General features: G+C 67.5%; 18 protein-coding genes. 15 read left to right on the top strand and 3 right to left on the bottom strand.

Features of this window, described 5'->3' with window-relative positions:
• Positions 1-79: 79 nt before the first annotated feature.
• The 7 genes from PW843_20530 to PW843_20500 all read left to right on the top strand — a co-directional run bounded on the left by PW843_20530 (position 80) and on the right by PW843_20500 (position 6,623).
• Entirely contained in the window at positions 80-1,807 is a 1,728-nt protein-coding gene (locus PW843_20530) for a hypothetical protein (GenBank protein ID MDE1148960.1), read from the top strand.
• A gap of 47 nt (positions 1,808-1,854) precedes the next feature.
• A complete protein-coding gene (locus PW843_20525; GenBank protein MDE1148959.1) occupies positions 1,855-2,427 on the top strand; it encodes a L,D-transpeptidase family protein in 573 nt (190 codons plus the stop codon).
• Positions 2,424-3,173, top strand: a complete 750-nt coding sequence (gene ugpQ, locus PW843_20520) for a glycerophosphodiester phosphodiesterase (protein ID MDE1148958.1) — start codon at positions 2,424-2,426, stop codon at positions 3,171-3,173. The genes PW843_20525 and ugpQ overlap by 4 nt, the downstream gene beginning before the upstream one ends.
• A 258-nt stretch (positions 3,174-3,431) precedes the next feature.
• Entirely contained in the window at positions 3,432-4,829 is a 1,398-nt protein-coding gene (locus PW843_20515; protein MDE1148957.1) for a nitronate monooxygenase, read from the top strand.
• Between the two features lie 165 nt (positions 4,830-4,994).
• Positions 4,995-5,435, top strand: a complete 441-nt coding sequence (locus tag PW843_20510) for a Fur family transcriptional regulator (GenBank protein ID MDE1148956.1) — start codon at positions 4,995-4,997, stop codon at positions 5,433-5,435.
• Positions 5,436-5,598: 163 nt separating this feature from the next.
• Positions 5,599-6,012: a rubrerythrin family protein gene (locus PW843_20505; GenBank protein MDE1148955.1), complete on the top strand. Its 414-nt coding sequence runs from the start codon at positions 5,599-5,601 to the stop codon at positions 6,010-6,012.
• 26 nt (positions 6,013-6,038) lie between these two features.
• Positions 6,039-6,623, top strand: coding sequence for a DUF3501 family protein (locus tag PW843_20500; GenBank protein MDE1148954.1), 585 nt, complete (start codon positions 6,039-6,041; stop codon positions 6,621-6,623).
• Positions 6,624-6,654: 31 nt separating this feature from the next.
• Here PW843_20500 and PW843_20495 read toward each other — a convergent pair whose 3' ends face one another.
• Positions 6,655-7,113 carry a hypothetical protein gene (locus tag PW843_20495; GenBank protein ID MDE1148953.1) on the bottom strand — a complete coding sequence of 153 codons (459 nt, stop codon included), beginning with the start codon at positions 7,111-7,113 and terminating at the stop codon, positions 6,655-6,657.
• Between the two features lie 218 nt (positions 7,114-7,331).
• Positions 7,332-7,781, bottom strand: coding sequence for a hypothetical protein (locus PW843_20490; GenBank protein ID MDE1148952.1), 450 nt, complete (start codon positions 7,779-7,781; stop codon positions 7,332-7,334).
• Between the two features lie 237 nt (positions 7,782-8,018).
• On the opposite strand from PW843_20490, the gene PW843_20485 reads away from it, so the two are divergent.
• Positions 8,019-8,696 (top strand): hypothetical protein, encoded by a 678-nt coding sequence (locus PW843_20485; GenBank protein ID MDE1148951.1) that lies wholly within the window; start codon positions 8,019-8,021, stop codon positions 8,694-8,696.
• Between the two features lie 7 nt (positions 8,697-8,703).
• On the opposite strand, the gene PW843_20480 is transcribed toward PW843_20485, so the two are convergent.
• A complete protein-coding gene (locus PW843_20480; GenBank protein ID MDE1148950.1) occupies positions 8,704-9,234 on the bottom strand; it encodes a pyridoxamine 5'-phosphate oxidase family protein in 531 nt (176 codons plus the stop codon).
• A 194-nt stretch (positions 9,235-9,428) separates the two neighbouring features.
• Between PW843_20480 and PW843_20475 the strand changes: the two genes are divergently transcribed.
• The 7 genes from PW843_20475 to PW843_20445 all read left to right on the top strand — a co-directional run bounded on the left by PW843_20475 (position 9,429) and on the right by PW843_20445 (position 17,823).
• The gene (locus PW843_20475; protein MDE1148949.1) at positions 9,429-10,136 is read left to right on the top strand and encodes a response regulator transcription factor; all 708 of its coding nucleotides are present in this window, start codon (positions 9,429-9,431) and stop codon (positions 10,134-10,136) included.
• A gap of 22 nt (positions 10,137-10,158) precedes the next feature.
• On the top strand, positions 10,159-11,958 hold the full coding sequence (locus PW843_20470) for a stimulus-sensing domain-containing protein (protein ID MDE1148948.1): 1,800 nt from the start codon (positions 10,159-10,161) through the stop codon (positions 11,956-11,958).
• A gap of 166 nt (positions 11,959-12,124) precedes the next feature.
• The gene (gene trpB / locus PW843_20465) at positions 12,125-13,333 is read left to right on the top strand and encodes a tryptophan synthase subunit beta (GenBank protein ID MDE1148947.1); all 1,209 of its coding nucleotides are present in this window, start codon (positions 12,125-12,127) and stop codon (positions 13,331-13,333) included.
• A complete protein-coding gene (trpA, locus tag PW843_20460) occupies positions 13,330-14,166 on the top strand; it encodes a tryptophan synthase subunit alpha (protein ID MDE1148946.1) in 837 nt (278 codons plus the stop codon). The genes trpB and trpA overlap by 4 nt, the downstream gene beginning before the upstream one ends.
• A gap of 109 nt (positions 14,167-14,275) precedes the next feature.
• The gene (gene accD / locus PW843_20455) at positions 14,276-15,193 is read left to right on the top strand and encodes an acetyl-CoA carboxylase, carboxyltransferase subunit beta (GenBank protein MDE1148945.1); all 918 of its coding nucleotides are present in this window, start codon (positions 14,276-14,278) and stop codon (positions 15,191-15,193) included.
• A gap of 199 nt (positions 15,194-15,392) precedes the next feature.
• The gene (locus PW843_20450; protein MDE1148944.1) at positions 15,393-16,679 is read left to right on the top strand and encodes a bifunctional folylpolyglutamate synthase/dihydrofolate synthase; all 1,287 of its coding nucleotides are present in this window, start codon (positions 15,393-15,395) and stop codon (positions 16,677-16,679) included.
• Between the two features lie 200 nt (positions 16,680-16,879).
• Positions 16,880-17,823 (top strand): IS630 family transposase gene (locus tag PW843_20445; GenBank protein ID MDE1148943.1). Its coding sequence is split into 2 segments (ribosomal slippage): positions 16,880-17,215 and positions 17,218-17,823, totalling 942 coding nucleotides; the frame shifts between segments, so codons are not numbered across the junction.
• Positions 17,824-17,894: the final 71 nt, after the last annotated feature.

Genomic DNA, 17,894 nt, shown 5'->3' with positions numbered 1-17,894 from the left:
TATATTAAGCGCTTGATATAGAACAAAATATAAGCTGGCATATCGCTTGCTTAAGGACGTGGGTGCAGGAGAAAGCCCCATGACCTCTAGCGTCCAGTCTGCCCTGTCTTCACCCCGTCCAGACCCCTCCATGATGGCGGGGGCCGCCAACGCGTCCGCCAATCCGCAGGCGGGCCAGGTGTCGGGCGTCCAGGGTGGGCAGGATCAGGGCTTTCAAGACCAGGTGGAACAGGCCCAGGCCGGCACCACCGCCGGGCAATTGCCGGCCCAGGCCGGCACTGCGACGGCGGCGGCAGTGGGCGCGCATGCCAAGGCCGACAACCACATGTCCTTCTGGGACTTCGTGGATGTCATCAACCCGCTGCAACACATTCCCGTCGTCAGCACCATCTATCGTGAGATCACCGGCGACACCATCAAGACGCCGGCCAAGATCCTGGGCGGCATGCTGTATGGCGGCCCCATCGGCTTCGCGCTGGCCACCGGCGACGCCATCATCCAGCAGGAGACCGGGGACGACGTCGAAGGCCACATCATGTCGGCCCTGGGCATCGAACACCATCATCAGGTGGGCGAGGTCACGCCCGACCCCGATGGCGACGGTGGCGGCAAGCGTCGTGGCGGCCAGGGCGCGTCCGACCAGGAAGAAACACCCGACCAATCCCCTACGGCCGGCCGCGCCCCTGTGGCGGCGGTTGAAACGACGACGCTGGGGCCGCAGAAGGAAGTCGCCGCCGCTGCGGCACCTGTCACGGCGCCCGCTGCTGCTGTCGCTGATGCGATGCGGAACGCGGTTGCCACGAAGAGCGGCCCGGTGCCCGGCGTGGCCTCGGCGCTGAAGCCCGAGGACATCAACAGGCGTTTCCCCAACATGGCGGCCGTGCCGGCCATGGCCGTGGGCCCGACCGTCTCCGCCAGCAGCCAGACGGTCAACCCGACCCAGGCGATGGCGGAACAGGCGTCGCAGATCACCAACGCCACCCAGGCCATGCAGCAGGCGGCCAACGCCACAGCCAACGTCGGCGTGGGCACCCAGTCCATGCCCCAGGCGGCCGCCCCGCAGCTGAGCCCCGCCCAGGCCGCCGGCATGGCCGGTGCCGGCAACCATCCCGCCGCCGCGGGGCAGAAGCGTGATGCCGCGCACGGCATGACCCTGTCCAATTACCGTGCCCAGGCCGGCGTCGCCGTCGATACTGTCAGCAGCAAGACGCTGGTGGCCCCCGGCTATATGCAGAACATCAAGGCCGCCGCCGGCCAGTCCACCGTCCTTTCCGCTGCGGGCACCCGTCCCACCGGGCAGGTCGCGGCGGCGGGGGCCGGCAAGGCGCCGGCCAACACCCTGTACACCGCGAAGACCGCCCCCACGGCTATTTCTACTGCCGCGCCCGCCCCCACGGCCGCCCCCACCGGCACCGCCCATCCGGCCATGGTGCAGGTGATGAACGGCGGCACGGCCGCGCCCGGCGCGCCGGCCCAGCAGGGGGCGACGCTGCCCCGGGCCATCCAGGCCTACAACAACGCCATGGGCCAGGATACGGCCACCCTGCTGGCGCAGGCGACCGCCGCCTCGGCCAGCGCCAACGGCACGCCGGCCGGTCCTTCCGCTCCCACGCCCTCGGCTGGAACCCTGTCCGCCAGTGCCACCCCGGCGGGCGCTAATGGCGTCGCCGCCAACACCGGTGCCGCCGCCATGGAGGCCACCAACGGCGGGCCGCCCCCGGTGCCCAAGCAGTTCATCGCCGATGTCATGATGGCCAACCTGGCCAAGTATCAGGCGATGAAGGACGCGCAGGGGCCCGCCCACTGATCCAGCGCCCCTGGTCCCTTTGCCGCCGGGGCTGATATAGAAGGGGGATGGACATCGACCTCATCCCCGCTCCCAACCTCGATATCTCGGCACCCTTGCCCCCGGGCGCCGGTTACCGCCTGCGCTGGCGGGCGCCCGACGGCACGGTGAACCAGGCGCCGTGCGTCATCGGCCGGGGCGGCGTCATCGCCGACAAGCGGGAAGGGGACGGCGGCACGCCGGTCGGCTGTTTTCCCCTGCGCCGGGTGCTGTACCGGCCGGACCGCGGCGGCGCCCCCGTGACCGGATTGCCGGTGGCGGCCCTGTCGCCGGACGACGGCTGGTGCGACGATCCCGACGATCCCGACTACAACCGCCCGGTGACTTTGCCGTTTCCCGCCAGCCATGAGGTGATGTGGCGGCAGGATCACGTTTATGACCTGATGGTGGTGCTGGGCCATAACGACGATCCGCCGGTGCCCGGGCTGGGCAGCGCCATCTTCATGCACCTGACCCGCCCCGACCGCGCCGCCACGGCCGGCTGCACCGCGCTGGACCGGCCTGATCTGCTATGGCTGCTGTCCCATTGCCGGCCGGGCGACCGGCTGTGCGTGCCGGCGCCTGACAAGGACCTCTCATGACCCATCTTCCCCTGGGGCCGCTGCCCCGCCTGATCGGCCATCGCGGTGCCGCCCGCCACGCGCCGGAGAACACCCTGTCCGGCATCCGCATGGCCGCCGCCCAGGGCGCCCGGTGGGTGGAAGTGGATGTCAAGCTGACAGCCGACAACGTGCCGGTGCTGCTGCACGACGACACCCTGGACCGCACCACCGACGGCGAGGGGCCGGCCAAGGACCTGACGCTGGACGCCCTGCGCCAACTGGATGCCGGCGCCTGGTTCTCGCCCGCCTTCCGGGGCGAAAAGGTGCCGACCCTGGTGGAGGTGATCCAGCTGGTGCTGGCCCTCAACCTGGGCATCAACCTGGAGATCAAGCCCTGCCCAGGGCGGGAGGAGGAAACGGCCGGCGTGGCGCTGACCCTGGCCTATTCCCTGTGGCCGGAGGATAGGCCGCCACCGCTGGTCTCCTCCTTCGCCGACGCGTCGCTGGACATGGCGCGCCAGGTGGTGCCGCGCTGGCCGCTGGGCTATCTGATTGACCGGCGCCCGGCCAACTGGCGCCAGCGGGTGGCGGCGCTGAATGCCGCGACCATAAACATTAATGCCCGGAGGGAGGACGCGAGCAGCGTTCGGGAGTATAAGTCCACCGGGCTGCCCGTCCTGGCCTACACCGTCAACACCGTGCCCATGGCACGTGAGGTGCTGGGCTGGGGCGTGTCGGCGGTATTCACCGACACGCCGTCGGGATTGGCGGAAATCAACGCCTGACGGGCGGTACCTGAAGGGCTGGACAGGGACGCCGCGGAAAGAAAAAAGACGGGAATCGCGAAATGCAGTCCGCGTCAGGCGGACGAGGGCTCTTTCGCCCGCCCCGGTTTTCCTATATCCAGCCTGCGGCATGTTAGCGGCCGGTCGCCGCGACCCTATATAGTAAGGGGACCGAACCATCCCGAGTGAACCTGTCGCCATCCCCGGCGGTTGGTTCATGGGTCCGGTCCGAAGCACCCGGTTTTCAGGAGATGTGAGTTGAAGGCGCTGCGGCCCTTGGTGATGTCCGGTAAGGAAGTGCTGCCCGTGGTCGAAGGCGGCAAAGGCATCGCCGTGTCCAACGGCGAAAGCTCCGGCGCGTGGGCGTCGACCGGCGGTATCGGCACCTTTTCGGGCGTCAACGCCGATGCCTATGACGACGAAGGCCGGCTGATCCCCCAGACCTATCTCACCAAGACCCGTCGCGAACGCCATCATGAGTTGATCCAGCACTCCATCCGCGGCGGCATCTACCAGGCCCGGGTGGCGCATGAGACGGCGGGCGGCCAGGGCCGCGTCCACATGAACGTGCTGTGGGAAATGGCGGCGGCCGAGGAAATCCTGCACGGCGTGCTGGAGGGGGCCCCCGGCCTGATCGACGGCATCACCTGTGGTGCGGGCATGCCCTACCGCGTGGCCGAGATCGCGGTGAAGTACGGCGTCCACTATTATCCCATCGTCTCCTCCGCCCGCGCCTTCCGCGCGCTGTGGCTGCGCGCCTACAACAAGTTCCGCGATTTCCTGGGCGGCGTCGTCTATGAGGATCCGTGGCTGGCCGGCGGCCACAACGGCCTGTCCAACAGCGAGGATCCGCTGAAGCCCGAGGACCCGTATCCCCGGGTCAAGGCGCTGCGCGACATGATGAACAGCTTCGGCCTGCATGAGACGCCCATCATCATGGCGGGCGGCGTGTGGTGGCTGTCGGAATGGGAAGACTGGCTGGACAATCCCGAGATCGGGCCCATCGCCTTCCAGTTCGGGACCCGGCCGCTGCTGACCCAGGAAAGCCCCATTTCCGACGCGTGGAAGCAGCGCCTGCTGACCCTGAAGAAGGGCGACGTCTATCTCAACCACTTCTCCCCCACCGGCTTCTATTCCTCGGCCGTCAGCAACCCCTTCCTGGAAGAGTTGAAGGGCCGGGCGGAACGCCAGGTGGCCTTCTCGGTGGAACCGGTGGGCGATCTGACGGCGGAGTTCATGGTGGGGCCGCGCGGCCGCCCGATCTATCTGACCGAACACGACCGCGAACGGGCCCAGGGCTGGGTGGGTGCCGGTTTCAGCACGGCGCTGAAGACCCCGGACACCACGCTGATCTTCGTGACCCCGCAGGAGTCCGATGTCATCCGCCAGGACCAGATCGACTGCATGGGTTGCCTGTCGGCCTGCAACTTCTCCAACTGGGCGCAGAACGAGGAAGGCACCACCGGTCGCCGGGCCGACCCCCGGTCCTTCTGCATTCAGAAGACCCTGCAGAACATCAGCCACTCCGAGGATGTGGAACACCAGCTGATGTTCGCCGGCCACAACGCCTACCGTTTCGCCAGCGACCCCTGGTACAAGGACGGCTTCGTGCCGACGGTGAAGCAGCTGGTGGAACGCATCGCCAGCGGTTACTGAGCGGGGTTTTAGCAGGGGGCCGGTTTCGGCCCCCTTCGCTTATCCGGATACCGACGTCCTGCAGCCCAGGCCGGCGCCTTTAAATCTGGATTCATTCCAAATTTCATGGCTGAATAGCGGGAACGCTGAGGATCGGGGCTTTTCCCGGTTCGAAACCCTGCCCATATGTCAGATATGACCGCTCATCACACCCACCCCCACGACACCGGCATCCAGGCCACCGATCGCCTGGCGCGTGCCGGTCTGCGCCCCACCCGCCAGCGCGTGGCCCTGGCCCGGCTGCTGTTCGACGGGCTCGACCGCCACGTGACGGCGGAACAGTTGCATGGTGAGGCGTCCGGCGCCGACATGCGGGTGTCGCTGGCCACCGTCTACAACACCCTGCACCAGTTCACCGAGGCGGGCCTGCTGCGCGAGGTGGTGGTGGAGGCCGGGCGGTCCTATTTCGACACCAACGTGTCCGATCACCATCACTTCTTCTTCGAAGGCAACGGCCACCTGATCGACATCCCGGGTGACGCCTTGGCGGTCAGTGGCCTGCCCGAGGCGCCGGCCGGTACCCGCGTCGCCCGCGTGGACGTCATCATCCGCCTCAGCGGCGAGTGACCATGTAAGGTGGGGCCCCCGCCGCGCGCGGGCCTGCCATCCCCAGCTTCCGCTTTGGCGCCGTCGCCTGAACGGTTCTTATGACCGGCCGAAGGCACCGGCTGGGAGCTGTCCATGTTTTCCGCCGGCGCCGTTGCAAACCAGATGTTGGAGCACGGGCCCCATGCCGCTCAAGGGCAGCAAGACCGAAAGCAACCTGAAGGCGGCGTTCTCGGCCGAAAGCCAGGCCAACCGCCGCTATCTCTATTTCGCCCGCAAGGCCGACGATGAGGGCTACCACGACGTGGCCGGCGTCTTCCGCTCCACCGCGGAAGGGGAGACGGGGCATGCCCACGGCCATCTGGAATTCCTGGAGGAAGTGGGCGATCCTGTCACCGGCGCCCCCATCGGCGATACGCAAGCCAACCTGAAGGCCGCCATCGCGGGTGAGACCTTTGAGTCCACGGACATGTATCCGGGCATGGCGCGCACCGCCCGGGATGAAGGTTTTGACGAGATCGCCGACTGGTTCGAAACCCTGGCCAAGGCGGAAAGAACCCACGCCGGCCGTTTCCAGAAGGCGTTGGACCGGCTCTGATCTCTCCTTGAAGGGAACCCGCTCCCGTGACCCAGGATCGTCACCAGATCGGCCGCGACGACATCATGCCCATGGCGGATTACGCCCGGGTGCGGGCGGAGCGGCGCCGCGCCCTGGTGGCGATGAAGCGCCATCGCCGCCTGGCCGTCGGCCCCAACGCCACCGTCCATTTTGAGAATTATGAGACGATGTGGGCCCAGGTGCATGAGATGCTGTTCATCGAGGGCGGTGGCGATGCGCAGGTCGATGATGAGTTGCGTGCCTTCAATCCCCTGATTCCCCAGGGCCGCGAGTTGGTGGCCACCCTGATGTTCGAGATCGACGACCCCGCGCGCCGCGCTGCCCTGCTGGGCCGCCTGGGCGGGGTGGGCAATACGCTGTGGCTGGAATTCGCCGACCAAAAGGTGGCCGGTGCGCCGGCGGACGCCCCGGACCGCGACGGCCGGGCGTCGGCCGTGCAGTTCATCCATTTCCCGTTCGCCGACGCGCAGGCGGATTTGTTCCGCCGGCCCGGGATGCGGGTCGTGCTGGGCATCAGCCACCCGCAATACCCGCACATGACCATGGTGCCGGAGATGGTGCGCGCCGCCCTGGCCGCGGACTTCGACTGATCCACGCTGGTGCCCGGGGGGATGCCGGACGTCAGCCCGGATGGCTGAACGGGTGGGCCGTTTCCACCGGGAAGGTGGTGGAACGGGCCGATGCCTCCACCGGACGCGGGATCGCGCGGGTGGCGGCGGGCAGGGGCCCTCGCGGCGGCGCTTGGGCGACGTTCGGGGGCGCCATCCTGTCGCCTGCCTTGCGCAGACGCACCTGCAGGATGGCGTACAGCGCGGCCAGGCCCATCAGGGGCCCCATCAGGGTAAGGCCGACGCCCCAGGCCAGCAGGGTGGCATCGACGCCCAGGTCCAGCAGGGGCAGGGTCTGAACCAGCACGGCATAGACCGCCAGCTCAGCACCGCCCAGCACAGCCGCCAGACCCAATGGACCGAAGGCCGGCGCATCGACGCCCAGGGCATTCGCCATGGAGGACGCCACGACACCCGGCCCAACGGCCGGCCCGGTCATCGCCTCACCCACGATTTGAACGCCCTCACGCATCGGAACCCGCACCTCCAGATTGGATAATTAATACACATTTCCCTGGCGGAACACGACTATTAAGGGTGGGCGTTACAACCGGTGGGCGTCCTGATGGGGTAGGATGGTGGTGCCGCCGTAGGCGCGGTGGTGGCAGGCGGCCAACGAAAAAGGCCGGCACAAACGCGCCGGCCTTTTGACTTTGGGATTGCCCGGATAGCGGAGGGGACGCTGTCCCGTCACATCGCTTCCAGGGGCCGTCTTTCCCTTTCGGGCGGCGCCTTCTGCAGGGCGGGATAGGGGCTGTCCAGGTCGAACAGTCCGATGGTGTCGGGATCATAGGGGAACCAGTTCGGCCGACGCCCTTGGGGCGGCGTGCCGTCCGGCTTGCCATCCGATCCGGGCCGGCTTGGCGGCACAGGCGCCAGGCCGAAGCCCGACGGTTTGCCCGGCCGGTGGCCGGTGGCCGCCTGGTGCAGCCCATACATCGCCGCCAGGCCCAGGCTGGGCCCCAGCAACATGAGGCTGGCGCCCCAGGCCAGGATGGCCACGTCTATCTTAAGGTCCAGGGTGGGGATCAAGACATTGGCGCCGGCATACACGGCCAGTTCGGACAAACCGAAAACCAGCCCAAGGCCGACAGCGTTGAAAGCAGGCACATCCTGAAGGATCTGATTGTCCTTTTTCATCGTAGCCTCCCGATTTATTACAGGAATGATGCGCCCACTTTTCGAATTGCGCCACTACCCTTATGGACGCCAGTGCACGGGACGGCGGGGGGACGCCGGGCTTGGCGGGGCGATCCCGCCAGCGCCCGTGAGCCCCTGCCTCTTCCCTTAACGCCCAGGTTCCGTGTTAAGGTCCCGGCGATTTGCGGTTCCGGACTTGGGGTTTCGGGGCCAGGGATTGAAGGGACGGCAGGGGTCATGGAACAGGCGTCGGGTTTGCGGGTGCTGCTGGCGGGTGGAACCGGTCTGGTGGGTGGATACGCCCTGTCCATGCTGCTGGACTCGCCCACCGTGGCGCAGGTGTTCAGCCTGGTGCGCCGCCCCACCGGACGCCAGCACCCCAAGCTGACGGAACTGGTGGTGGACTTCGCCACCCTGGGCGACCTGCCGCCGGAGGTGAAGGTGGACGCCGTGCTGTCCGCGCTGGGCACCACCCGGAAGGAGGCCGGCAGCGATGCCGCCTTCCAGGACGTGGACTTCAAGTATGTGGTGGCCGTGGGCCGGGCCGGCCGGCGGGCGGGCGCCACCTATTTCGGCGCCGTCTCCTCCGTCGGTGCCGATTCCACCTCGCGGCACCTGTACCTGAAGACCAAGGGCATGATGGAGGATTACGTGGGCTCGCTGGGCTTCACCTCCCAGCATTACCTGCGCCCCTCGCTGCTGCTGGGCCAGCGTAGGCAGGATCGGCCGCTGGAACGCTACGCCCAGATGCTGGCGCCGGTGATCGGCCCCTTCCTCAGCGGCCGGCTGGAGAAGTACCGCCCCATCCCGGCCAAGGTGGTGGCCGCCGCCCTGGTGAAGACGGCCAGCCAGCCCGCCATCGGCGGCATCCGCACCCACGAATACAGCGCTATCCGCTCGCTGGCCGGGAAGTAATCGCCCGTCAGCCCACCAACTCACCCGCCTCCAGCCAGTGGATGCGGCCGAAGCCCGCCACCAGGTGGGCGCGGGCGATGTCCAGCCGCCAGAAGCGGAAGTCGGGGAAGTCGGCGTAGAGGGCGGCCGAGGGGTGGCGTTCCAGGTAGGCGGCCCGCGCCGCCTCGGCCTCCGCCCCCGCCAGCTGGACCATCTGGCCCAGCACCGACAGGCGCGGGCCGGTCAGCGGGTTTTCCAGGCCCTGCGTCTCCTCGAACAGCAGGGCGGCGCGGCCGTCCTGGCGCAGGTCGCGGGTGTGCAGCGCCAGTTCCGACAGCAGCAGCAGGGGTCGGCCCAACCCGTCCGTCGCCACCATGACCAGCGAGGGGTAGGGCCAGCCGGTCAGGGGGCCGGCATCCTCCGCCGTGGCCGCCACCAGGGTGGCCAGGGTCGCCTGCGGCCGGCCACGCAGCAGGGCGCGGGCGGTATCCACCGCCTCAGGCGGCGCTGAAGGGCCGGGAATGTCGTCCTGGGGTTCGGTTTGGTCGTCGCCGGGCATTGCCACTTGGCCGTCTCCACCCATTTCTTTGGGAAATCAGCCCTACCCTCTGCGGAATATTTCCTTGGGGGCAGGGCGGCTGCATATTCCGCCGTAATCATGCCATAGTGCGCGGCATTCTGGTGGAATGGGGTTCCTGGTCGGCGTCCTTGGGGGCTACCGCCGGGGTTGGTTAGAGAAGAGGGGAAAACTCCGTGGTTCAGACCATCGCGCTGGTTGACGACGATCGCAACATCCTGACATCCGTCTCCATCGCCCTGGAGGCGGAGGGGTACGAGGTCCGCACCTATTCCGACGGGGATGAGGCGCACCGGGCCCTCAGCGCGCGGCCGGTGGATTTGGCCGTGCTGGACATCAAGATGCCGCGCATGGACGGCATGGAACTGTTGCAGCGCATCCGCCAGAACTCCGCCATGCCGGTCATTTTCCTGACCTCCAAGGATGATGAGATCGATGAGTTGCAGGGCCTGCGCATGGGGGCCGACGACTACATCAAGAAGCCCTTCTCCCAGCGCCTGCTGATCGAACGCATCAAGGCCCTGCTGCGGCGCGAGGCGTTGAACGCGGGCGGCGGCAAGGGCGGCCCGGTGGACCCCAGCACCGTCATGGTGCGTGGGGAGCTGGTGCTGGACAACGCCCGCCATTCCTGCACCTGGAAGGGGCAGGAGATCGACCTGACCGTCACGGAATTCCTGCTGGTCAAGGCGCTGGCGCAGCGGCCGGGCCACGTGAAAAGCCGCGACCAGCTGATGGACGCGGCCTATGGCGAGCACATCTATGTCGACGACCGCACCATCGACAGCCACGTGAAGCGCCTGCGCAAGAAGTTCAAGGTGGCCGACACCGACTTCGCCCAGATCGAGACGCTGTACGGCGTTGGCTACAAGTACCGCGACGCCTGAGGGAACACTGTTAGGTAAAGCCATGCTGAAGGACATGCTGGCCTGGCGCGGGGCCGCTGGCGGCGGCGACGCCTCGGCCGAGGGACCGATCCCGGCCCAGGCCCGCAGCCCGGGCCGGGGGACCGCGAAAGCGGGCGCCGCCGACCCGGAAGGCAGGACGGTGGCGCCCCGGCGTCGGCGTCGGTCCTATGGCGTCATCTCGCCCCTGACGCGCCACATCCTGACCGTCAACCTGCTGGCGCTGGCCCTGCTGCTGTCCGGCCTGCTGTATCTTGAGCGCTATCAGGACTGGCTGGTGCAGCGCCAGCTGGACATCCTGACGACCGAGGCGCGCATCTTCGCCGGCGCCCTGGGCGAAGGGGCGATGGAGCCCAGCGCGGATGAGTTCAACGAACCGGCGGGCACCCTGTCCTGGACCTTGGCGGCCCAGATGGTGCGTCGCCTGGGCGACACCACCGACACCCGCTTCCGCCTGTTCGACCCCAAGGGCGTCCTGCAGGCCGACAGCCGGGTGCTGAGCCTGGCCAAGGGCACCCGCGTCCAGATCGAGGAGCTGGCGCCCCTGCCCGACGGCAACCAGCTGACCCAGTTCGGCATCGACCTGTACAACGCCATCGTCCGCGCCTTGCCGACCCGCGACCATCTGCCGGTCTATCCGGAGAACCGGATGGGCGACGGGACCCATTTCCCCGATGTGCAGAAGGCGCTGAACGGCGAACCCGCCACCCACGTCTGGCGCGTGGCGGGTGACGCCGGGCGGCAGGACATGGTGCTGACGGTGGCGGTACCCATCCAGCGCTACAAGCAGGTGCTGGGCGCGGTACTGATCAGCCGGGGCGGGTCGGAAATCGATACCGAGGTGCGGGAATTTCGCGTCAATATCCTGAAGGTGTTCGGCGGCGTCATCGTGCTGACCGTGCTGATGTCGATCTACCTGGCCAGCACCATCGTGCGTCCCATCCGCCGGCTGGCGGCGGCGGCGGACGAGGTGCGGTACGGCCACGGCCGCCAGGCGGTGCTGCCCGACTTCTCCGGCCGGCATGATGAGATCGGCGACCTGTCGCAGTCCCTGCGCGCCATGACGTCCGCCCTGTGGGACCGCATGGATGCCATCGAACGGTTCGCCGCCGACGTGGCGCATGAGATCAAGAACCCCCTGACCTCCATGCGCAGTGCGGTGGAGACGGTGCAACTGGTGAAGGATGAGACACGGCTGCGCAAGCTGCTGGCCATCATCGCCGACGATGTCGGCCGCCTGGATCGCCTGATCAGCGACATCTCCAACGCCAGCCGGCTGGACGCGGAACTCAGCCGGGCGGAGGCCAACTCCGTCGATCTGCGGCGCATGCTGACCATGCTGCACGACATCCACGACGCCACCCTGGGCCAGGACGTCGAGGATGGGGCGCCCGCGCCGGTGAAGGTGGAGGTGCAATTGCCGCCGGCCAACCGCAACCTGGTGGTGCCGGGCATCGAGGGCCGCCTGACCCAGGTGTTCCAGAACCTGATCTCCAACGCCCTGTCCTTCTCGCCGCCCGGCGGCAAGGTGGTGCTGGCGGCCAAGGTGGCGGGCGACAGGGTGGAGATCACCTGCACCGACGACGGCCCCGGCATCCCCGCCGGCAAGACGGAGGCGATCTTCGACCGCTTCTATACCGAACGGCCGGCGGGCGAGAAGTTCGGGACCCATTCCGGCCTGGGCCTGTCCATCTCCAAACAGATCGTCGATGCCCATAACGGCAAGATCTTCGCTGTCAACCGCACGGACGCCAACGGCAAGGTGCTGGGGGCGGTGTTCACGGTTCAGTTGCCGCGGGCCTGATCCGAGCAATTAAATTTCACCGGTGGCACCGTGTACGCATGGCGGGCATCCGGACGTCCGCGCGCGTGCCGGCCTTGAATTCGCCGCCAGGGCCGTTATCGTCGGCGGCCTGCGGCACCTCGAGTCCAACCAGGTGCCGCCCAGACGATGACGTGAGAGCGCCCCCATGAGCTTGAACACCTACCGCGCCGGTCCAGACGAGCACGGACATTTCGGAATCTTCGGGGGGCGCTTCGTCGCCGAAACCCTGATGCCGCTGATCCTGGACTTGGAAAAGGCGTATGACGCCGCCAAGGACGATCCGGCCTTCAAGGCGGAATTCGACTACTACCTGGCCCAGTATGTCGGCCGGCCCAGCCCGCTGTACTTCGCGGAACGGCTGACGGCCCAACTGGGCGGCGCCAAGATCTACCTGAAGCGCGAGGAGCTGAACCACACCGGCGCGCACAAGATCAACAACTGCGTCGGCCAGATCCTGCTGGCCAAGCGCATGGGCAAGACCCGCATCATCGCGGAAACCGGCGCCGGCCAGCATGGCGTGGCCACCGCCACCGTCTGCGCCCTGTTCGGCCTGCCCTGCACCATCTACATGGGCGAGGTCGACATCGCCCGCCAGCAGCCCAACGTCTTCCGCATGAAGCTGCTGGGGGCGGAGGTGAAGTCCGTCACCTCCGGCTCGCGCACGCTGAAGGACGCGATGAACGAGGCGCTGCGCGACTGGGTCACCAACGTCACCGACACCTTCTACATCATCGGCACCACCGCCGGCCCGCACCCCTATCCCGCATTGGTGCGCGACTTCCAGTCCATCATCGGGCGCGAGACGCGCGAGCAGATGCTGGCGGCGGAAGGCCGCCTGCCCGACACCCTGGTGGCATGCATCGGCGGCGGGTCCAACGCGCTGGGCCTGTTCCACCCCTTCCTGGATGACCTAAGCGTCGCCATGACGGCGGTGGAGGCCGCGGGCCACGGTATCGAGACGGGGGCGCACGCCGCCTCCCTCACCGGCGGGCGTCCCGGCGTGCTGCACGGCAACCGCACCTATCTGTTGCAGGATGAAGACGGGCAGATCCTGGAAGGCCACTCCATCTCCGCCGGGCTGGACTATCCCGGCATCGGGCCGGAGCATTCGTGGCTGCACGACGTGGGCCGCGTGACCTACGTCAGCGCCACGGATCAGGAGGCGCTGGCCGCCTTCCAGCGCCTGTCGCGGGTGGAGGGCATCATCCCCGCCCTGGAATCCTCCCACGCTCTCGCTGAAGTCATTCGCAGCGCGCCCAGCCTGCCCAAGGATCACCTGATGGTCGTCAACCTCAGCGGCCGGGGCGACAAGGACATTTTCACCGTCGCCGCCGAACTGGGGGTCAGCCTGTGAGCGCCACTTCTTCTCGTATCGACCGCCGTTTCGCCGCCTTGAAGGCTGAGGGCCGCGCCGGCCTGGTCGCCTTCATCACCGCCGGCGACCCGGACCATGAGACCTGCCTGGCCCTGCTGAAGGGGCTGCCGGCCGCCGGTGCCGACCTGATCGAGTTGGGCATGCCCTTCACCGATCCCATGGCGGACGGCCCGGCCATCCAGGCCTCCACCCTGCGGGCGCTGGCCGCCGGCGCCCGCATGACCCGGACGCTGGACTTGGTACGGGCGTTCCGGGAGACGGACGCCGACACGCCCATCATCCTCATGGGCTATTACAACCCCGTCTACGCCTATGGCGTGGACCGCTTCCTGGTGGACGCCAAGGTGGCCGGGGTGGACGGCCTGATCGTCGTCGACCTGCCGCCGGAAGAGGATGGCGAGTTGTGCCTGCCGGCCCAGGCCGCCGGATTGAACTTCATCCGCCTGGCGACGCCGACCACGGACAAGGCGCGCCTGCCGGCGGTGTTGGCCAACACTTCGGGCTTCATCTACTACGTCTCCATCGCCGGCATCACCGGTGCGGGTTCCGCCACCAGCGACGCCATCGCCACGGCGGTGGCGCATCTGCGGTCCGGCACGCCGCTGCCGGTGGCCGTGGGCTTCGGCATCACCACGCCGGAAGGGGCGGCCGACGTGGCCCGCGTGGCCGACGCTGCCGTGGTGGGCAGCGCCATCGTCCGCCGCCTGGAAGCCAACCTGGATGGCGAGGGCCGGCCACAGCCGGGCCTGGTGCCCGACGTGCTGGGTTTCGTGGGACAGTTGGCGGCCGGGGTGCGCGGCGCGCGGAAATAGGCTACAAGATCGGCTTTCGCCTATCGGGGGCGCACCGCATGGTGCCGCCCCCGCTGGTGTTTGTCAGCGCCGGTCCCGGTCCGGCGAATGTCTTTCCAAGGTTAAGCACATGAACTGGCTCACTAATTTCGTCCGCCCCAAGCTTCAGGCCCTGGTGTCCAAGAAAGAGGTGCCGGACAACCTCTGGCACAAGTGCCCGTCCTGCGGCGCGATGATCTTCCACCGCGACCTGGAAGAGAACCTGCACGTCTGCCAGCATTGCGGCTTCCACATGCGCCTGGACCCGATGCAGCGCCTGCGCATGACCCTGGACCCCGGCTTCCAGACCATTGAGCTGCCCAAGCCGGTGGTGGATCCGCTGAAGTTCCGCGACCAGAAGCGCTATACCGACCGCCTGAAGGACGCGCAGTCCAAGACCGGCCGGCCGGACGCCATCGTCGTGGCGCATGGCCGCATCGACGGGCGCGCCGCCGTGGTTGCCGCCTTCGACTTCACCTTCATGGGCGGTTCCATGGGCATGGCGGTGGGCGAGGGCCTGCTGGCCGCCGCCAAGCTGGCCGTGCTGCAGCAGGCGCCGCTGATCGTGGTGCCGGCCTCCGGTGGGGCGCGCATGCAGGAAGGCATCCTGTCGCTGATGCAGATGCCGCGCACCATCATCGCGGCCGAGATGGTGAAAGAGGCGGGCCTGCCCTATCTGGTCATCCTGACCGACCCGACCACGGGTGGCGTGACCGCCAGTTTCGCCATGCTGGGCGACATCCACCTGGCCGAACCCGGCGCCCAGATCGGCTTCGCCGGCGCCCGCGTGATCGAAAGCACCATCCGCGAGACCCTGCCGGAAGGCTTCCAGCGGTCGGAATACCTGCTGGAACACGGCATGGTGGACATGGTGGTGCACCGTCGTGAGATGCGCGGCATGCTGGCCCGCCTGATCGACCTGCTGCGCAGCCCCGGCCCCGGCGCCGACGTGGTGCGTATCCCCACCGAAGGCCGCCCGCGTCCCGTGGCCGTCGGTAAAAACCGTTAAGACCTAAAACAAAACCAGCGGCATGAGACTTTGACTCATGCCGCTTAGGCTGCGACCGCAGCCGCCGGAGTGAGCACCGCAGGGCGCAACGAGGACAAGCCAAGCCGGCGGATGCCGGCGCCCGGCGATTGAGGGGGCCTTAGATCGGTCACGATCAAAGGCCGCGCGTATTAGGCCACGACCGGCGATTGAGGGGGAAATGGTAAGCGATCTGGACCAGGTGTTGGCCCGGTTGGGCCAATTGCATCCCAAGGTCATCGACCTGTCGCTACAGCGGGTACAGCGGCTGCTGGACCGGCTGGGGCGGCCGCAGGATCATCTGCCCCCCGTGGTGCACGTCGCCGGCACCAACGGCAAGGGCAGCACCATCGCCTTCCTGCGCGCCATGCTGGAGGCGGCGGGCCACAAGGTCCACGTCTACACCAGTCCCCACCTGGTGCGCTTCAATGAGCGTGTCCGCCTGGCGGGAAAGCTGGTGGACGATGCCCAGCTGATCGACCTGCTGGAACGGTGCGAGGCCGCCAACCAGGGCGAACCCATCACCATCTTCGAGATCATCACCGTCGCCGCCTTCCTGGCGTATTCCGAGGTGCCGGCCGACGTGCTGCTGCTGGAAACCGGCCTGGGCGGGCGGCTGGACGCCACCAACCTGGTGGACGCGCCGGCCGTGTCGGTGGTCACCCGCATCTCCTTCGACCACACCCAGTTCCTGGGCGAGACCCTGTTTGAGATCGCGGGCGAGAAGGCCGGCATCTTCAAGGCCGGCCGGCCGGCGGTGGTGGGCCCGCAGGCGCCCGACGTGCCGCTGTCCGTCTTCCGTGAGCGTGCTGCCGTGCTGGGGGCGTCGCTGTTCCTGGCCGGCGCCGAATGGTCGGCCCTGCCCACGGCCGTGGGTTTCCGTTTCGAAGGTTATGGCCGGGTGCTGGATCTGCCCATGCCCGGCCTGTTGGGCGCCCACCAGATCGGCAACGCCGGCACCGCTATCGCCGCATTGCACCACGTGCCGTTGACGGTGCAGGACGCCGACATCGTCAGGGGCCTGGCCACGGTGGAATGGCCGGGCCGGTTGCAGCGTCTGACCCAGGGGCCCTTGGCCGCCCTGCTGCCGTCCACCGAGCTGTGGCTGGACGGCGGCCATAACGACTCGGCGGGTGAGGTGCTGGGCCACCAGGCCGCCAGCTGGACCGAAGGCGACCAATCGCTGGACCTGGTGGTCGGCATGATAACCAGCAAGGTGCCGGCCGACTTCCTGGCGCCCATCGCCCCCCATGTCCGCCGCCTGGTGGCCATTGCCATCCCGGGGGAGGAGGCGACACGCCCCGCTGCCGACATCGCCGAGGCCGCCCGCACCGTGGGCATCGGCCAGGTGAGCGAGGCCGCCAGCCCGGCCGACGCCGTGGCCCAGTTGGCCCAGGACGCGGCGACCCGCACGCTGATCTGCGGGTCGCTGTACCTGGCGGGCGCCATCCTGGCCGACAACGGTTAGCCCACCCCTCAGTCGCCGGGCGCCACCATCCGGCGGCTTGGCTATCCTCGTTTTGCAGTCCGCCTTCGGCTCCCCACAAAACTCCGGTGGCCGCAGTCGCGGCCTAGAGCATTTTGAAATAAGGCTGAATCGGTAAGGGGGATTCCCATTTATTTGGGCCTCTGATTCACTGCGTCTGTCTTGAGATGGAGGCAGTGGCGATGGGTCGTCCGTATTCAATGGATCTTCGTGAACGGGTAGTGGCCGCAGTTCAGGGGGGCCTGTCGCGGCGTCAGGCGGCGGCTCGGTTCGGTGTGAGCGACAGCGCGGCGATCAGGTGGATGAAGCGCCTGAACGAGACGGGTGACGTCGCCCCTGGTCAGATGGGCGGTCACAAGCCCAAGAAGATATCCGGTGACCATCACACCTGGCTTGTTGCGCGCTGCCAGGAGCGGCCCTTCACCCTGGCCGTCCTGATCGCGGAACTGGGGGAACGCGGCCTGAAGGTCGACTACCGTTCGGTCTGGGAGTTCGTCCGTGGCCAGGGGCTGACTTATAAAAAAAGACGCTGGTCGCCAGCGAGCAGGACCGCCCCGACGTTGCCCACCGACGAGCGCAATGGGTGAAGCACCGGGCGTCGGTCGATCCGTCCCGCCTGGTGTTCATCGACGAAACCTGGACCAAAACCAACATGGCGCCACTCCGAGGATGGGGGCCGCGCAGTGAGCGCCTTGTCGGCAAGGCGCCCTTTGGCCATTGGAACACCATGACCTTCCTGGCCGCCCTGCGCCATGACCGCATCGAGGCTCCTTGGCTCTTGAACAAGCCCGTCAACGGCCAGCGCTTCCAGGTCTATGTCGAGGAGGTTCTCGCTCCGACCTTGAGCAAGGGCGATGTCGTCATCATGGACAACCTTCCCTCCCACAAGGCCAAGCCCGTTCGCAAGGCCATCCGCGACGCCGGCGCTAAGTTAATCTTCTTACCAAAATACTCCCCGGACATGAACCCCATCGAGAAGTTCTTCTCCAAGCTCAAGCATTCTTTGCGTGAGGCCCAGCCACGATCTATCGAGGCCCTCTGCAAGAGCATCGTAAAGACCATGGATACTGTTACGCCAGCGGAATGCTCAAACTACTTCAAAAGTTGCGGGTATGGACCAACCTAAAATCATAATGCTCTAGAGCAAGATGCGATCACGTGTGATCGCATCTTGCTCTTAAGCTGTTCATGATAGAG

Source organism: Azospirillaceae bacterium (assembly GCA_028283825.1).
In the GTDB taxonomy this organism is placed as follows: Bacteria; Pseudomonadota; Alphaproteobacteria; order Azospirillales; family Azospirillaceae; genus Nitrospirillum.
The sequence above is the reverse complement of the archived record's forward strand: the minus strand, read 5'-3'. Positions and strand labels throughout refer to the sequence as shown.

Bases quoted from the DNA above. Each gene is read 5' to 3' on its own strand.
- PW843_20510 (MDE1148956.1), top strand. From the start codon at position 4,995: ATGTCAGATATGACCGCTCATCACACCCACCCCCACGACACCGGCATC.
- PW843_20480 (MDE1148950.1), bottom strand. From the start codon at position 9,234: ATGCCCGGCGACGACCAAACCGAACCCCAGGACGACATTCCCGGCCCT.
- PW843_20470 (MDE1148948.1), top strand. From the start codon at position 10,159: ATGCTGAAGGACATGCTGGCCTGGCGCGGGGCCGCTGGCGGCGGCGAC.
- PW843_20485 (MDE1148951.1), top strand. From the start codon at position 8,019: ATGGAACAGGCGTCGGGTTTGCGGGTGCTGCTGGCGGGTGGAACCGGT.
- ugpQ (MDE1148958.1), top strand. From the start codon at position 2,424: ATGACCCATCTTCCCCTGGGGCCGCTGCCCCGCCTGATCGGCCATCGC.
- PW843_20450 (MDE1148944.1), top strand. From the start codon at position 15,393: ATGGTAAGCGATCTGGACCAGGTGTTGGCCCGGTTGGGCCAATTGCAT.
- PW843_20495 (MDE1148953.1), bottom strand. From the start codon at position 7,113: ATGCGTGAGGGCGTTCAAATCGTGGGTGAGGCGATGACCGGGCCGGCC.
- PW843_20505 (MDE1148955.1), top strand. From the start codon at position 5,599: ATGCCGCTCAAGGGCAGCAAGACCGAAAGCAACCTGAAGGCGGCGTTC.
- accD (MDE1148945.1), top strand. From the start codon at position 14,276: ATGAACTGGCTCACTAATTTCGTCCGCCCCAAGCTTCAGGCCCTGGTG.
- trpB (MDE1148947.1), top strand. From the start codon at position 12,125: ATGAGCTTGAACACCTACCGCGCCGGTCCAGACGAGCACGGACATTTC.
- PW843_20530 (MDE1148960.1), top strand. From the start codon at position 80: ATGACCTCTAGCGTCCAGTCTGCCCTGTCTTCACCCCGTCCAGACCCC.
- PW843_20490 (MDE1148952.1), bottom strand. From the start codon at position 7,781: ATGAAAAAGGACAATCAGATCCTTCAGGATGTGCCTGCTTTCAACGCT.
- PW843_20525 (MDE1148959.1), top strand. From the start codon at position 1,855: ATGGACATCGACCTCATCCCCGCTCCCAACCTCGATATCTCGGCACCC.